We start from the raw sequence: 14,972 nt of genomic DNA, 5'->3' as shown, positions 1-14,972 counted from the left end.
CGCCTAAATCCGTTCCGCCAGGCCCGGGTAGTCGATGATGAACCCGTCGCGGTCGACCGTCACCGAGGAACTCGACACCGGCGACAGGACGTGGATGCCGTCCGGACCGCTGCTGTAGGTGAGGATCGCGCCCTCGACCCGCAGGTCCAGGAGGTTCACGTAGACGACGGGGACCTCGACGTCCTCGGACCCGAGGTGCAGTCCGTACCGCCGAATGGGCAGGGCGTTGAAGAAGGGGCTGAGCACCATGTCGACGTCGAGGGCTCCCTCGAACGTGGACCGCTGGTGGTTGGCGCCGTGCTCCACCATCCACGTGCCCTCTTCGTCCCGGCTGATCGACATCTGCCGCTCACCGGCCGCGACGGACGTCCGCAACGACAGCCGGCGGGTGACGCCGCTCTCGTCGGTGACGAGGTCGTAGGACGCGCTGAACGCGGGATGCTCGGGGCACTCGCCGCCGATGATCCGGCCTGCAGCCTTGATGCGGTCGCCATTGAGCTGGACGCGCACCGATTCCATTCGGGGTGCGTTGTCCGCCCGCCACGTCAGTACTGCGGGCCAGGTCGAGGCACCGGAGGCTTGGATGCTCACCTGTCTACGGTAAGCGACGACGGCTCCCGGGGTGGCAACGGGCCGAGTTTCGTTGCAGCAGAGTTGTCGAGAGTCAGTGCCCGGGCTCGTTCCGTGACCGCGATGCGCGACGAGAAGACGACGAGGGCGCCGAGTCCGACCGCGACGTTCAGCAGTGCCCCGAATTCCTGTGCGACGAAATCGAACACCTCGGTGAGGAGCACCGTGACCAGTGCTGCCGCCCGCAGGAACTGCAGCGGCCACAGTTTGCCGTTCCGCAGTCGCACGACGGCCGACCAGCACAGGACGAACGCGATCGCGGATCCGGTGAGCTGGCCGATCGTCGTGATGTCGGTTCCCTCGTCGCCGCGGAGGTCGTCGTCGAGGGTGATCACGGCGCTGAGCAGTCCCAGGGTGGAGAACAGGGTGAGGAGCACGGCCGCGGTCCAGAGCATGCCGGGGCCCTTCGCGAAGGCGGGGGTCGCGCGGCGGGCCAGCTCCCTGGCCGTCGGCACGGTCCGGCCGTTCCGGTCCGGGCAGTGGTCGAGCAGATCCCGCACCGACGTCAGTGTCGCCTCGTCCGCCCCGGCGGCGGCCGCCCGGCGCAACTGTGCCAGCGCCTGTAGCCGGCGCGCCCGGTCCAGACCGCGGTCCAGGCCGCCGAGCGCGATGGCGGCGGCGTTGGCGACGTCCTCCGTCGGGGTCGGCGGGCGCACGTCGTGCAGCGACCGGTTGACCAGCAGTAACACGACGATCACCACGTACATGATCGCGACGGACGGCCGGTAGAAGTAGTCGTTGGTCTTGGTGACGAACTTGCCGATCTCGTCGAGGAACAGCCCGAATCCGATGCCGCCGATCACGACACCCAGGACCCGCGGTTTCATCCCGAGGAACGAGAACACGGTCACGAGCGCCACGACCATGCCGAGCCCGCCCCACAGGACGTGCGCGATGTGTAGCGACGATCCTCCGACCTGTGGATAACCGGTGAGGTGGAGGTAGGCGCGGGTGAGCAGGATCGTGCAGATCCCGATGATGACGAACGCTTCGACGAGGCCGCTGCCCTGGGCGTCACGCACGAGGTGCGACCGGTTCCGGAAACCCGAGATCATGCCGCCTCCCTGTGTTCCCACCTACAGGAAGTCTAGGACTCTCAGTGGTGGAAAGTCTGCGTGTTGCTCGCCGAGGACAGCCGGTCCAGACGCTCGAGTACGCGGTCGACGACGTGCGGGTCCTGCCCCTTTTCGTTGCGGGCCCGCAGCACTTCGGCCTGCGCCGCGGTCAGCGCCCCGCGCTGCAGCGCCCGCAGTTCGTCGCGGCGGGTCTTGAGTTGTTCGATGCGCTGCGAGTATTCGGGCGAGTGGGTGCCGGGTGCGGAGTCCTCCTCGAGGCGGTCGTAGAGGGCCTTGAGCCGGGCCACCGATTCGGGAGGCAGCGTGGTGGGCGCGGAGGTCACGACCTCGAGAGCCGCGTGCCGGGCCCGCTCGACCAGCGCCCGCTCCTCGGCGTCCTCCGCGTCCGCGACCCCGGCGACGCCGAGCGCCTTCACCAGCCACGGCAGCGTGAATCCCGGAATGACCATGCTCATCACCAACACGACGGCCGCGATGACGACGGCTTCGGACCGCCACGGGAAGTCGTCGACCGGCAGACTCAGCGCCAACGCCAGGGTGACGAGCCCCCGCATCCCGCACCACGTCATGACCACGGCTTCGGCGGGCGTGCGGGGCGCGGACGACGCGTTGTCCTCGTAGCCGCGGATGTACAGCCAGGTGACCCCCATCCACAGCGCGCGGACCACCACCAGCACCACCCCGATGACGACGCCGTGCCACACCATCGTCCACAGGTCACTGCCTGCGTCGACGACGATCTGGCGGAATTCGAGACCCATCAGACCGAACGCGATGCCGGTGACCAGCAGTTCGGCGACGTGCCAGAAGGAGGCACTGGCCAGGCGGTCCTCGGCGTCCACCTCGGAGTCGGCGGCGCTCATCTGCACCGCGGCGACCACCACGGCGATGACGCCGGATGCGTGGATCTCCTCGGCCAGCAAGTACACGACGAACGGGATGACCAGGGTCAGTCCGCTGCGACCCGGGACGTCCACGATCCGCACCACCAGCCACGAACCCACCCAGCCGGAGGCCAGACCGATCAGCACCGCGGCCACCACGGTGTACAGAAAGTGCAGCACCTCGAACCCGAAGTGCAGGTCCTCGCCGGCAATCGTCGCGGCGAGCGCCGCCTGGAACGCGACCAGCGCGGCGGCGTCGTTGAACAGGCCCTCCGTCTGCAGGACTCCGACGAGCCGACGCGGAATCCCGACGGGTTCGGCGACGGCCTCGACCGCCACCGGGTCGGGTGGGGCCGTCATCGCGCCGATCGCGATGGCGGCCGCCAGTGTGATGCCGGGCACCAGCGCCCAGGCCGTCCACGCGACCGCGGCCGTCGTGACGATGACGAGGCCGACGGAGTGGACGACGATGGTCTTCCAGCGGTCGACGAACATCGCCCACGACGTCCGGCGGGCCAGCGCCCACAGCAGCGGCGGCAGGAACAGCGGCAGGATCAGTTCGGGTTCGAGTTCGACGTGCGGAATGCCGGGGACGAACGCGGCGCCTGCGGTGACGATCGTGAGCAGCACCGGCCAGGGTGCGTGGAATCGGTCACCAAGTCCGACGATCAGGACTGTGACGAGCATGAGCCCGATCACCACGATCAGCTGATCCACGCTGGGACGCCTCCTCGGCTCGTTATCATGTGTGGCTGCGCCACCCGTGAGTACTTGTTAACCGCCCGAGGTTAATAAGTACTCACGGGTCGTTGGTCAAAGCGGCCACAGATCTCGAGTAACGTTCTCGGGTGACTGGTTCGTGAGGAAGGGTGCCGTGACGTCAACCGGGAGCATGGTGGGCCTGTTCGCCGGTATCGGCGGGCTCGAGTTGGGTCTGAGGGAGCACGGCTGGAACACCGAACTGCTCTGTGAGATCGACCCGGGCGCCCAGGCGGTTCTGCGTACCCGATTCGCGGACGTCCCAGTGCATTCCGACGTCACCAAGCTGCGTTCCCTCCCCCAGGACATCGAACTCGTCGCCGCCGGATTCCCCTGCCAGGACCTCTCCCAGGCCGGCCGGACCGCAGGCATCACCGGTGCACGCTCCGGTCTCGTCGACGAAGTGTTCCGGTTGGTGAAGCGGAAGAAGGGCCCGCGCTGGCTCCTCATCGAGAACGTGCCGTTCATGCTGCAGCTGGGTCGCGGGGCCGCTATGAGGCACATCACGGACGCCCTCGAGGACCTCGGCTACACGTGGGCGTACCGGGTGGTCGACGCGCGCGCTTTCGGACTCCCCCAGCGCCGGCAGCGGGTCCTGATGCTCGCCTCCCGCACCGAGGATCCCCGCGCGGTCCTGTTCGGTGAGGACGCCGGGGAACGCCCCGTCGACGACCCCACCGACTTCCCGTGCGGTTTCTACTGGACCGAGGGCACCCGCGGCCTCGGGTGGGCGGTCAACGCGGTGCCCACCCTCAAGGGCGGTTCGTCCGTCGGGATCGCGAGCCCGCCCGCCGTGCGACTGCCGTCGGGCGAGATCGTCACCCCGGGTCTCGTGGACGCCGAACGCCTGCAGGGCTTCGACCCCGACTGGACGGCGCCCGCCGCGCTGGTCCCGGGTCTGCGGAACAGCCATCGGTGGAAGCTCGTCGGCAACGCGGTGAGTGTGCGGATGGCGTCGTGGGTCGGGCGGCGGCTGCTCGAGCCGGCCGAGTACGAGCGGGGCATCGAGACGCCGATGAAACCCGGCGACGCGTGGCCGGTCGCGGCGTGGGGCAGCAACCGTCAGGCCTTCCGCGTGCACACGTCGACGTGGCCGGTGCAGGAGCCGTACGAGGATCTCAGTGGCTTCCTCGAGGACACCCGGCTGCTGTCGGCGCGCGCGACCGCCGGGTTCCTGAAGCGGGCCCGGATGGGCAATCTGCGTTTCGTGCCCGGGTTCATCGACGACGTCGAGAGCCACCTCGACCGCATGGGCGGCTTCCCCGAGGCCGCCGCGTAGCCGGACGGACCTGCGATGCCGGCGACCGACCCCGCGACCAGCGCCCGGATGCGGGCGCAGCGGCGGCGCGACACGGCACCCGAACTCGCGTTGCGCCGCGAACTGCACCGCCGCGGGGCCCGGTACTACGTGGACCGGGCGCCGATGAAGGGTGTCCGGCGGCGCGCCGACCTGGTGTTTCCGCGACGCAAGGTGGCCGTGTATGTGGACGGGTGTTTCTGGCACAGCTGCCCGCAGCACGCCACGTTCCCGAAGAACAACGCGCAGTGGTGGGCCGAGAAACTCGCTGGAAACGTCACCCGCGACCGGGACACCGACGCGGCGCTCACCGACGCCGGGTGGACGGTGGTGCGGATCTGGGAGCACGAGAATCCGGTGGTCGCCGCGGATCGGGTTCAGGCCGCGCTGCGTCGCTGACGGTGAAGGTGTTGCACTTCCCACCCCTTGGGGGTCTGGTCGCCGACGCCGGATCGGTGCAGGATGGTGTCATCAGCAACCGTTCGAACCACATTCGGAGGCGCATGATGATCCGCCGTATCGTCGCGGCGGCCTCCATTGCGATTGCAGCAGCGGCCGTCCCACTCGTCGGTCCGGGGGCCTATGCGATGGCTGCCCCCGGCGACACGTACATCAGCAATCCCCCGGCCAACCCTGCGGATCAGGGCTTCTGCGAGGACCAGGCCGCCCTCGCCAACAATCTCGCCGCCAAGGGCGACTTCGCGCGTGCCGACGGCGTCGTGTCGGCTGCGAACATGAGCGGTTGCCGGATCTACACGTTCTCCAGCCCGTAATCGCTTGCCGTTCCGGCAACGGAATTCCCGGTTGGACGGCTCCGCGCGGCACAGTGGGGGCATGACCCACGAGCACACACCGGACACGACCGATTTCCTCAGCCAGGAGTTCTGGGACGAGCGGTACCGTTCGACCACCGCGGTGTGGAGCGGCAACCCCAACCCGCGCCTCGTCGAGCAGATCGCGGACGTCACCCCCGGCGGCGCCCTCGACGTCGGCAGCGGCGAGGGTGCCGACGCGATCTGGCTGGCTACCCGCGGGTGGAACGTCACCGGAGTGGACGTGTCCACGGTGGCATTGGAACGCGCCGCCGCACGAGCCGCCGAGGCCGGTTCCGAAATCGCGGACCGGACGACGTGGGAGCAGGCCGACATTGTGTCGTGGGAGCCGCCTGTCCGCCGATTCGACCTGGTGTCGGCGCATTTCATGCATCTGCCCGGACCCGCCCGCGAGTCCCTGCACCGGCGTCTGGCGGGAGCGGTCCGCCCCGGCGGGCGCCTGCTCGTCGTCGGACACCATCCGTCCGATCTGGAGACGTCCGTCGGGCGGCCCAATGTTCCCGACATGTTGTTCACCCCGGAGCAGGTCGCGGCGGTGCTGGACCCCGCGGAATGGGAGATTCTCGTGTCGGCGGTCCCGTCCCGTGAGGCGCTCGACCCCGACGGTCGGCCCGTCACGATTCACGACGCCGTTCTGCACGCGGTTCGCCGGGCCTGACGACGGTCTACCCTGTGGGCACGATCTCTTCCGATGCCGAGACGAGGACGCCGTGGCCGACCTGTTCGTGAAAACCCTTCAGCTGCACCAGTTCGTCTACGAACACAGCGGCGGCTGGGTGGGGCATCGGTTGTTGTTCGGGATGCCGACCCTACTGCTGCGCAGCGTCGGCCGGAAGTCCGGGCAGCCGCGCACCTCGGCGTTGACCTACGGCCGCGACGGCGCGAGTTATCTGGTCGTCGCGTCGAAGGGCGGTGCGCCGACGTCGCCGGCCTGGATGCACAACGTGCTGGCCGCCCCGACCTGCGAGATCCAGGTGGGCCGCGAACACATCACCGTGGCGGCGCGGAAAGTGCTTCCGGGCGAACCGGATTACGACCGGATGTGGGCGACGATGAACGAGATCAACCACGGCCGGTACCGCGACTATCAGAAGAAGACGGACCGCCCGATTCCCGTCATCGCGCTCACCCCGAACCGCTGAACTCGGCGGCGTGCGCCGACGCCCACTGCGCGAACGTGGTCGCCGGGCGCCCGGTGAGTTGCTCGACGAGGCGGTTCGCCTGCTGCGGGGCGTCGACCAGGCTCGCCATCCCGTCCAGGTACCAGCGGGCGTACTCCCCCATCGCCGGTGTCAGGACGTCCACCGCCTCGTCCAGCGGCACCTGCCGGTACTCGAGGTTCCGGCCGAGGGCGGCGCCCAGTTCCCGGACGAGGTCCGCGCGGGTGATCGTCTCGGGACCGGTCAGTGCGTACGACTTGCCGACGTGCCCGTCGTCGAGGAGGGCGACGGCCGCGACCTCCGCGATGTCGTCCATGGCTATCGGCGCGTTCGCCGCGGCCGGGTACGGCTCACGGACGGTGTCGCCGGCGGCGATCTGCGGTGCCAGGATTCCCGCGTTCTCCATGAATTCGCCGGGCCACAGGTGGGTCCATTCGATGCCGGACGCCTCGACGGCGCGTGCGACGACGCCCCAATGGCCGTCGTGGGGGCCGGAGAGGTCGACGACGTGCCGGACTCCGGCCTGCTTCGCCAGGCGCAGCGCGTCCGGAGCGGTGTCGGGAGTCGGTGCGAGGTAGAGGGAATCGACGCCGTCGAACGCCACGGGCAGGCTGTCGAGTCTGCGCAGGTATCCCTCGACGACGGTGACCGAGTCCGGAAGTTGCGCCTTGTCAGGATGATTCGTGAGGGCACGGACGTCCGTCGCACCCCGCGCGAGCAGGTGGTCGACGAGCATTCGGCCGATGTTCCCGGTTGCCCCCGTCACGAGAATCGTCATGTCTGCACGCTACTACCGCGCCCGGGCACGTGAGTGGCAAAGTGTGCCCGGGCACGCTTTGCCACTCACGTCGGGGGTCAGCTGGTCGGCGGGGCGGGCGTCGTGGACGACGCCGGGGTCTCCGACGGCGTCGGCGTGGCCGGGGACGACGCGTCCGGATTCTGCACCCCGGGCCTGAGCCGGTAGACGTGTTCGGGCGAGATGATCTCGGTCACGGCTCCCGCCAGCGCCGTGCTCGGTTCGCTGTCCTCGTAGGGGACGTCGGTGTTGAGCATGATCGCGACCGTGGTCTCCTTCTCGGGAAGGTAGATGCACACGGTCTGGTAGCCGGGGAGGCTGCCGTTGTGCCCGATCCAGCCCGCGATGTCGAAGATGCCCAGGCCGTAGCCGACATCGGACGCCAGCCCCGGCGCGGTCACCGTCTCGAGCCGCTGTGCCTGCGTGGCAGGCTGCAGCAGTGTTCCGGTGGCCAGCGCGGGCGCCCAGATGCGCAGGTCGTCGAGGGTGGAGATCATGGCGCCTGCCGCCCATCCCCAGGACGGATTCCAGTCGGTGGCGACGGCTTCCTTCTCGTCCAGGGTCTGCTCGGTGTAGCCCTGCGCGTGCGGTTCGGGGAACGCGTTGGTGGTCGGGAAACTGGTGTCCGCCATCTTCAACGGCTGGAGAATCTTCTGCGAGACGTACTCCGGGAGCGGTATTCCGCTGACCTTCTCGACGACGAGCCCCAGCAGGACCGTGTTCGTGTTCGAATACTCGAAACCCTGACCGGGTGGGAAGGACGCGGGCTGCGTGAACGCGTAACCCAGCAGTTCCTGCGGCGTGAATGCCCGCATCGGGTCGGAGAGCAACGCCTGCTGGAAGTCCTTGTTTGCCGTGTAGTTGGGCAGCCCACTTTGCATCCGGGCGAGCTGGCGCAGCGTGATCTGGTCGCCCGCAGGCACGCCCTCCACGAATTTCGAGATCGGGTCGTCGAGGGCCACCTTGTCTTCGTCGACCAGCTGCAGCAGACCCGTGACCGTGAATGTCTTTGTTACACTGCCGATCCGGTGATAGAAGTCGGTCTCCATCGGCGCGCCCGTCGACTTGTCGGCGACGCCGAACGCCTTCACGTAGTCACCGTCCGGCCCCCACACGCCGACGATCGCGCCGGGAATCGCCGCCATCGACATCGTCTTCTCGATCGCCTCGTCGAGTCGGTCCGCGACACCGGGGTCGATCTGGGCGGCGCCCGCCTCGGCACCCGGCGATCCCCCCTGCGTCGTCGTCGAGGTCGCGGAGGTGCCCGTGGAGGAGGAGTCATCGGAGCACGCAGCCGTCACCACCAGCAGCAATGCTGCCGCGACCGCCGCGAGGCCCCGTCGCCGATTCGTCTTGGTCACGACCTGAGCTGTCATCGTGCGGTCCCGTCGTCGAGGTGCCTCTCTCGGGAATTTACCCCGCGACCGCCGGGCGAATGTACCTTTCGGCGCTTCCGAGGCGACCGACGGTACGTTCGCCCTACTGCGCACTCTCGGTCGCGTATTCGGCCAGCAGCCGCTTCTCCTCGTCGCGGCGGGGGAAGAAGAAGAACACCACCAGCGCCCCGGCGCACACCACCAGGATCGCGGCGAGGTACGCGCGGTCGTCGCCGTCCAGGAAGGCGCTACGGGCGGCCGCGATGATCTGCTCGGCGTACTGCGGATAGCGTTCCGCGAGCACCTCGGCGCTGGAGTACGACTTCGTGAGCGCCGCTTGGGTTTCCGCGTTGATCTGGCCGGCGTCCGGCGACGAGGCGATCGTGGCGGACAGCGACTTCGCGTAACCGGCGGTGAGCACCGCGCCGAGGATCGACTGCATGATCGCGCCACCGAGGTCGCGTTGCAGGTCGGACGTGCCCGACGCCATACCCGCCCGCGACACCGGCACCGAACCGGTCAGCGACCGCGACGCCGGGGTTCCCGCGAACCCGACCCCGATGCCGACGAACGCGTAGGCCAGCGCCACCCACCAGAACGTCGCGTTCTCGTCCCACCACACCAGCGCGACGACCAGTCCGAGGACGACGAACAGGTAACCCAGGAGCAGGGTGAACCGGGAGCCGTGCGATTCGATGAGTTTCGCGGAGCGGGGTGCGACGACGACCATCGCGACGGCGGCCGGGATGATCGCGGATCCGGCGGCGAGCGTGGAGTACTCGAGCACGTTCTGGAGGAACTGCTGCCCGATGAACATCGCTCCCATCAAGGCGCCGAACACGATCACCCCGCCGACAGCGGCCACCCAGAACGTCGGGCGGGCGGCGACGTGCAGATCGAACAGTGGGTGCGCCGCCCGCCGTTGCTGCAGGAAGAACGCGGCACCCGCGGCGAGAGCGATCAGGCCGAGACCGACGGCGAGTGCCCCGGAGCCGTCCACGGGCGCGAAATTGATCGCGAGGATGAGGGCGGCGATGAAGACGACGGAGATGATGCCGCCGAGATTGTCGACGGGATCGGTCGTTTCGTTGACGTGGGCGGGCACCCACAGGATGGCGCTGACGAGGGCGAGACCGGCGAGCGGAAGGGTCACGAGGAACACCGAGCCCCAATGGAACTGCTCGAGGAGCGCCCCCGACACGATCGGTCCGAGCGAGGAGATCGCGCCACCGAGAGCCGACCACAGTGCGATCGCCTTGGTGCGCGGCGGTCCCGACCACAACGCGGTGATGATCGCGAGGGTGGTGGGGAACGCGAGCCCGGCGGAGACGCCGCCGAGAACTCGTGCGAGAAACAGTATTTCGAAGTTTCCGGCGAAACCCGCGATCGCCGACGCCGGCAGCGACAGCGCCATGCCGAGCACCAGCATCTGCTTGCGCCCGTAGCGGTCGCCGAGCGCCCCGAGGTAGAGGACCGACGCGGCCAGCCCGAGGGAGTAGGCCACGGCGATGAGGTTCAGCTGCGTCTGACTCGCGTCGAACGCGCGGCCGATGTCGGGGAGCGCGACGTTCGCGACGGACAGGTTCAGGTTGGCGACGGCGGCGACGAGGATGAGGGTCGCGAGGGTCAGCGTCGCCCGGGCCGGGGCCTGCGTCGATTCGGTTCGAGTCACGGTCTGCTCCCGGGGTTCTGGTCTCCTCGTGCGCCCGGGCCGGTCGAGTCGGCCACCGGTTCCGGCGCCGACGCGAGCAACGATGCCGCGAGCGGGAAGAGGAGGACGGTGATCGCACCCGCCGCGACGAGCACGGAGGCATTGGCGGACGTCATGTCGCCCGAGTCGACGGCCACTCCGGTGACGGCGACGATCAGCGGCAGACCGGTTCCCGCGTACAGCGCCAGCTGGGTGCGTTCGCGGACGGTGAAGGGCGGGTCCGTACCGTCGGCGCCGCGGTCGAATCTTCCGGCGACGTAGACCGGTCCCGACCGCACCAGCAGAATCAGCAGGACGAACGCGATCAGGACGCCGGGTTCGGACGCCACCGCGGCGACGTCGATGGCCATGCCCGACGTCACGAAGAAGATCGGGATCAGGAAACCGAACGCGAGGCCGTCGAGTTTGGTTTCGAGTGTCTCGTCGCCTTCGGGGGTGGCACCCCGCAGGATGAATCCCGCCGCGAATGCTCCGAGGATGGTGTCGAGGCCGAACTCCGCCGCGAGCACGGTGAGTGCGACGAGGAGCAGCATCGTCAGCCGGACCGTGGTCTGCGACGTCGTCTCCGACCCCGACCGGATGATCGCGGTGATCCGGGAGCCCTCGCGCCGCACGCGGGCGGGAATGAATGCGACCAGCACCGCCGCGGCCGTGAACAGTCCGAGGACCACGATGGACGCCACCGACCCCCGGGACCCGAGCAGGACCGCCATCGCGACGACGGGTCCGAGTTCGCCGAACGCGCCGTGATCGAGGATCGTCCGGCCCAGCCGGGTGTCGAGTCCGCCCGCGTCCCGGAGGATCGGCAGGAGCGTGCCGAGCGCGGTCGACGTCATGGCGATGGCCACCGCCGTTCCCGCGTCGACCACGTGGGACAGGCTCAGCAGCGACACCACCGTGAACGCCAGCGCCAGCGAGATCAGCCACGTCAACAGTGCCCGCCTGCCGCCACGACCGGTGATCTCGGCCGTGTCGATCTCGTAGCCGGCCAGCAGGAACAGCAGTCCCAGCCCCAGTTCGCGCAGCAGGTCGATCTCGCTGCCCGCGACCGCAAGGTCGAAGACGTGCGGGCCGATGACGATCCCGGCTACGAGCAGCAGCACGACCTCGGGCACCAGCTTGCGGGGGAACAGCCCGGCGAGCAGCGGGGCGATCACGGCGCAGGCCACGATCCAGAAAAGCGAGGCTCCCACGGAAAGCATGCATCACCCGTCTCTCGAACCACCCGGCAACGGCACTGGGCTCGAGCCTCACAGAACCCGGACCCCGGGGCATCATCCGTCAGGGATGAACGGCGGCGCGCGGAATCACCCGTCGCGGATGATGCGCATCCACCGGCCGGTGGCGATCATCGACACCAGGGCACCCCAGCGCAGGGAGAGAAGATGTCGATTTCAGCTGAAGATGTCGGTCCGGTCGCGTTCCTGTTTCTCACCTTTCCGGGTGAGCGGGCCGATCCCGCGGTGATCGACACGTTCCGCGAGGTGGTCGCCCAGGGTGTGGTCACCATCCTCGATCTCGTGTTCGTCTCCAAGGGAACCGACGGCACGCTGCGCCAGGTGGAGGTGGACGAGGACCTCGACAGCATCGGACTCGCCGCCCTGTCCCTCGAAGCCAAGGCGCTGATCAGCGACGAGGACCTCGAGGTGGTGCGCGAATCACTGGAGCCGGGCACGTCGGCGGTGGCGATCGTGTACGAGCAGACGTGGGCGCGCAAGCTCGCGGCCGCGTCCCGCCACGCCGGCGGCGAGGTGGCTCTCCACCTGCACATCCCGCGCGAGGTGGTCGAGGCGGCCATCGCCGCCGCGGTCTGACGGTCACGAACGGAAACGGAGCAACGACATGGTTTTCAGGGGTCCACGCCGCATGGGACGTCCCGGGCTGCTCGGCACGGTGGCCCGGACAGCGGTCATCACCGGCACCGCACGGGCGACGTCGAACGCGATGAACCGGCGCGCCGCCAACAAGGACGCGGAGCAGCAGGCTCGGATCGACGAGGCGGCGCAGCAGCAGTATGCGGAACAGCAAGCAGCACAACAGCAGGCACCTCCGCCGCCGGCACCCGCGGGCGGCGACGACCTGGTGTCCCGCCTCCAGGAACTCGCCCGCCTGAAGGAGGCCGGCGTGCTCACGGACGAGGAGTTCGCGGCGGCGAAGGCGAAACTACTCGGGTCCTGACGGGGCCACGACGATCCGCCCGCCGGACGCGCCGTCGTGGCTCCGGATCGTCAGTAGAACTCGACGGTGTCGACGCGGTTGATCAGTTCCTCGCCGTCGAGGAACCGGGTGGCGTTGCGCGCGAACAGTTCCGCGATGAGGCGGTCCTCCGCGGGATTCAACGCCGCGGTGTGCGGGCTGACCAGCACGTTCGGATGAGTCCACAGCGGGCTGTCGGATGCCAGCGGCTCGGACGCGAACACGTCCAGCGCGGCGAAGCCGACCCGCCCGTCCTCGATGGCCGCGGTCATGGCGACCTCGTCGACGACGCTGCCCCGGCCCACGCTCACCATCGTCACTCCGGGCTTGACGGCACCGAATACCTTTGCGCTGACCAGGCCTTCGGTGGCGCTGGTTCCGGGGAGCGTCACGACGATGCCGTCCGCGTCGCCGACCACGTCGGCCAGCCGGTCGGGGTGCACGATCTCGTCGACCCCCTCGACCGCGGTGTCGCGCCTGCTCGTTCCCACGACCGTCGCGCCGAGGGCCTTCAGCTTCAGTGCCGTCGCCCGGCCGATGCCGCCCAGTCCGACGATGACGATGCCCGGCCGCCTTCACCTGGGCCCCGCCGCCGGCCGGCATCGTGTGCACCCAGCGGAGGCCGGGGTTGACGCGCGCCGTTCTCGTCAGTGCCGCGGGGGTTTCGTCGGGCACGCCGTACAGGGCCTGCGCCGAATCGACCAGGTCGTCGAAGGCTTTCTGCTGCTCCGCGGTCCGGGTGAACGACGGATCGCCGGAGTGATCGCCCGGGAATCGGGACGGCGGCAGCAGATCCTGCTCGCGGACGAAGTCGATGCGCGGTTCCGCCCGGGTGACGAGACCGATGAGTTCCTCGCTGACGGGGGCAGATCGATCGTGAACTGCTCCTCGCCTGGGTGTGGCGGGTGCTGTTCCTGGCCTCCATCTTCCTCATCGCCGTCACCGTGTTCATCCGCTCCGCATGCAGGCATGCAGGAGAGCCCCACGTTTATGGAGAAGCAGGACCAGTTGACGTCCTCTCGGCCGTGAACGATCGAGATTCCCCTCGGGACTCGCGTCYCGAGGTTCCTGTTTCACCGACAGTCGCCRCCCCACACGTTATGTGCGAGGTGGTCTCACACCRTCTCCGCAGGCTGCCACCGCCAGTCCGACGGCCAAAATATTYCTCGCCGCRTTCACATCCCGATCATGGACGRCGCCGCACCGGCACGYCCACYCCCGCACRKYCAGCGGCATCGTCGACGCGACCTCCCCGCACACCGAGCAGGTCTTCGACGACGGATGAAACCGGTCGATCGCCACCACCCGCCGCCCGTACCAGTCGGCCTTGTATTCGAGCATCGACCGGAACTCGGACCAACTCGCATCCGAGATCGCCCGAGACAACGACCGATTCTTGACCATGTTCCGCACACTCAGATCCTCGATGGCGATCACTTGATTTTCGCGCACCAGCCGAGTGGAAAGTTTGTGCAGATAATCGCGCCGCCGATCGGCGATCCGACCATGAATCTTCACGACCTTCAGTCGGGCCTTGGCCCGGTTCCGGGATCCCTTCTGCTTCCTGGCCAGCACCCGCTGCGCCGTCGCCAGCCGCGCACGATCCCTGCGCTCGTGGCGCGGGTTGGTGATCTTCTCCCCCGTCGACAGCGTGTACAGGCTGGTGATCCCGGCATCGAGCCCGACCACCCGATCGGTCGGCTCGAGTTCGCTGATGGTGTCCTCGACGAGGATCGAGATGTGGTACTGACCACGAGCATTGCGCGACACCGTCACCTGCGACGGCGCGGCCCCGTCCGGGAGCGGCCTCGACCACCGAATATCCAGCGGTTCGGACTGCTTGGCCAACCGGACTTGCCCATCCCTGAAAATGAAGCAGTTCGAGTAGTAGGTCGCCGAATCCTTCGACCGCCCCTTCCTCTTGAACTGCGGGTAGCCAGTCTGCGTGCGCCAGAACTTCTCGAACGCACCCTGCAACTGCCGCAGCGACTCCTGCAGCGGCCCCTTCGACGGCTCCGCCAACCACGCGGTTCCCGCGTCCCGCTTCCATCCGGTGAGCATCTTCGAGGTGTCCGCATAGGTGACCCGCCGCTGCTCCTGCGACCACGCCCGCGTCCGCTCGGCCAACGCCCGGTTGTAGACATACCGGGTGCACCCGAACGTCCGAGCAAGCTGTTCCGCCTGCACCGCAGTCGGATAGAAACGGTACTTGAACGCCCGCTTCACCACCCTCCCCGCCATGACCCAGACACTA

15 protein-coding genes and 2 pseudogenes are annotated in these 14,972 nt (G+C 68.6%); 8 read left to right on the top strand and 9 right to left on the bottom strand.

Annotated features, from left to right (window positions below):
• Positions 1-3 precede the first annotated feature (3 nt).
• From AC1DWT_RS24075 to AC1DWT_RS24065, 3 genes are read right to left on the bottom strand one after another with little or no spacing between them, the layout of a single operon-like run.
• On the bottom strand, positions 4-591 hold the full coding sequence (locus AC1DWT_RS24075) for a putative glycolipid-binding domain-containing protein (RefSeq protein ID WP_072938341.1): 588 nt from the start codon (positions 589-591) through the stop codon (positions 4-6).
• Complete coding sequence (locus AC1DWT_RS24070) at positions 588-1,685, bottom strand: hypothetical protein (RefSeq protein WP_072938344.1); 1,098 nt, start codon at positions 1,683-1,685, stop codon at positions 588-590. The genes AC1DWT_RS24075 and AC1DWT_RS24070 overlap by 4 nt, the downstream gene beginning before the upstream one ends.
• Positions 1,686-1,726: 41 nt before the next feature.
• Positions 1,727-3,307 (bottom strand): cation:proton antiporter, encoded by a 1,581-nt coding sequence (locus tag AC1DWT_RS24065; protein ID WP_072938347.1) that lies wholly within the window; start codon positions 3,305-3,307, stop codon positions 1,727-1,729.
• 175 nt (positions 3,308-3,482) lie between these two features.
• Between AC1DWT_RS24065 and AC1DWT_RS24060 the strand changes: the two genes are divergently transcribed.
• The 5 genes from AC1DWT_RS24060 (at position 3,483) to AC1DWT_RS24040 (ending at position 6,621) form a co-directional block, all read left to right on the top strand.
• A complete protein-coding gene (locus AC1DWT_RS24060) occupies positions 3,483-4,628 on the top strand; it encodes a DNA cytosine methyltransferase (RefSeq protein ID WP_072938350.1) in 1,146 nt (381 codons plus the stop codon).
• Positions 4,629-4,643: 15 nt separating this feature from the next.
• Positions 4,644-5,045: a very short patch repair endonuclease gene (locus tag AC1DWT_RS24055; RefSeq protein WP_072938353.1), complete on the top strand. Its 402-nt coding sequence runs from the start codon at positions 4,644-4,646 to the stop codon at positions 5,043-5,045.
• 104 nt (positions 5,046-5,149) lie between these two features.
• Entirely contained in the window at positions 5,150-5,419 is a 270-nt protein-coding gene (locus tag AC1DWT_RS24050) for a hypothetical protein (RefSeq protein ID WP_095863575.1), read from the top strand.
• A gap of 61 nt (positions 5,420-5,480) precedes the next feature.
• Positions 5,481-6,137: a class I SAM-dependent methyltransferase gene (locus AC1DWT_RS24045; protein WP_477922506.1), complete on the top strand. Its 657-nt coding sequence runs from the start codon at positions 5,481-5,483 to the stop codon at positions 6,135-6,137.
• A gap of 52 nt (positions 6,138-6,189) precedes the next feature.
• On the top strand, positions 6,190-6,621 hold the full coding sequence (locus tag AC1DWT_RS24040) for a nitroreductase family deazaflavin-dependent oxidoreductase (protein ID WP_072938359.1): 432 nt from the start codon (positions 6,190-6,192) through the stop codon (positions 6,619-6,621).
• Here the strand turns inward: AC1DWT_RS24040 and AC1DWT_RS24035 are convergent.
• The 4 genes from AC1DWT_RS24035 to AC1DWT_RS24020 form a co-directional block, all read right to left on the bottom strand.
• Entirely contained in the window at positions 6,605-7,417 is an 813-nt protein-coding gene (locus AC1DWT_RS24035) for an NmrA family NAD(P)-binding protein (protein ID WP_477922504.1), read from the bottom strand. The genes AC1DWT_RS24040 and AC1DWT_RS24035 overlap by 17 nt on opposite strands.
• A 77-nt stretch (positions 7,418-7,494) precedes the next feature.
• Positions 7,495-8,811 (bottom strand): serine hydrolase domain-containing protein, encoded by a 1,317-nt coding sequence (locus AC1DWT_RS24030; RefSeq protein ID WP_477922502.1) that lies wholly within the window; start codon positions 8,809-8,811, stop codon positions 7,495-7,497.
• Positions 8,812-8,914: 103 nt separating this feature from the next.
• On the bottom strand, positions 8,915-10,483 hold the full coding sequence (locus AC1DWT_RS24025) for an MFS transporter (protein ID WP_072938366.1): 1,569 nt from the start codon (positions 10,481-10,483) through the stop codon (positions 8,915-8,917).
• The gene (locus AC1DWT_RS24020; protein ID WP_477922500.1) at positions 10,480-11,724 is read right to left on the bottom strand and encodes a cation:proton antiporter; all 1,245 of its coding nucleotides are present in this window, start codon (positions 11,722-11,724) and stop codon (positions 10,480-10,482) included. Before AC1DWT_RS24020 ends, AC1DWT_RS24025 begins: the two co-directional genes overlap by 4 nt.
• A 183-nt stretch (positions 11,725-11,907) precedes the next feature.
• On the opposite strand from AC1DWT_RS24020, the gene AC1DWT_RS24015 reads away from it, so the two are divergent.
• Entirely contained in the window at positions 11,908-12,336 is a 429-nt protein-coding gene (locus tag AC1DWT_RS24015) for a DUF6325 family protein (protein ID WP_072938371.1), read from the top strand.
• Positions 12,337-12,364: 28 nt separating this feature from the next.
• Complete coding sequence (locus tag AC1DWT_RS24010) at positions 12,365-12,700, top strand: SHOCT domain-containing protein (RefSeq protein ID WP_095862875.1); 336 nt, start codon at positions 12,365-12,367, stop codon at positions 12,698-12,700.
• Between the two features lie 50 nt (positions 12,701-12,750).
• Here the strand turns inward: AC1DWT_RS24010 and AC1DWT_RS24005 are convergent.
• Positions 12,751-13,564: pseudogene (locus AC1DWT_RS24005) on the bottom strand (NAD(P)-dependent oxidoreductase).
• Positions 13,565-13,581: 17 nt separating this feature from the next.
• On the opposite strand from AC1DWT_RS24005, the pseudogene AC1DWT_RS24000 reads away from it, so the two are divergent.
• A pseudogene (locus AC1DWT_RS24000) lies at positions 13,582-13,738 on the top strand (MFS transporter); the annotation flags it as partial.
• A 78-nt stretch (positions 13,739-13,816) separates the two neighbouring features.
• Here AC1DWT_RS24000 and AC1DWT_RS23995 read toward each other — a convergent pair.
• Positions 13,817-14,959 (bottom strand): RNA-guided endonuclease InsQ/TnpB family protein, encoded by a 1,143-nt coding sequence (locus tag AC1DWT_RS23995; RefSeq protein ID WP_477922518.1) that lies wholly within the window; start codon positions 14,957-14,959, stop codon positions 13,817-13,819.
• Positions 14,960-14,972 lie beyond the last annotated feature (13 nt).

It is taken from the genome of Rhodococcus sp. P4_B6 (assembly GCF_056402215.1).
Note: the sequence above shows the minus strand (reverse complement) of the source record. Positions and strands in the feature narration are given on the sequence as shown.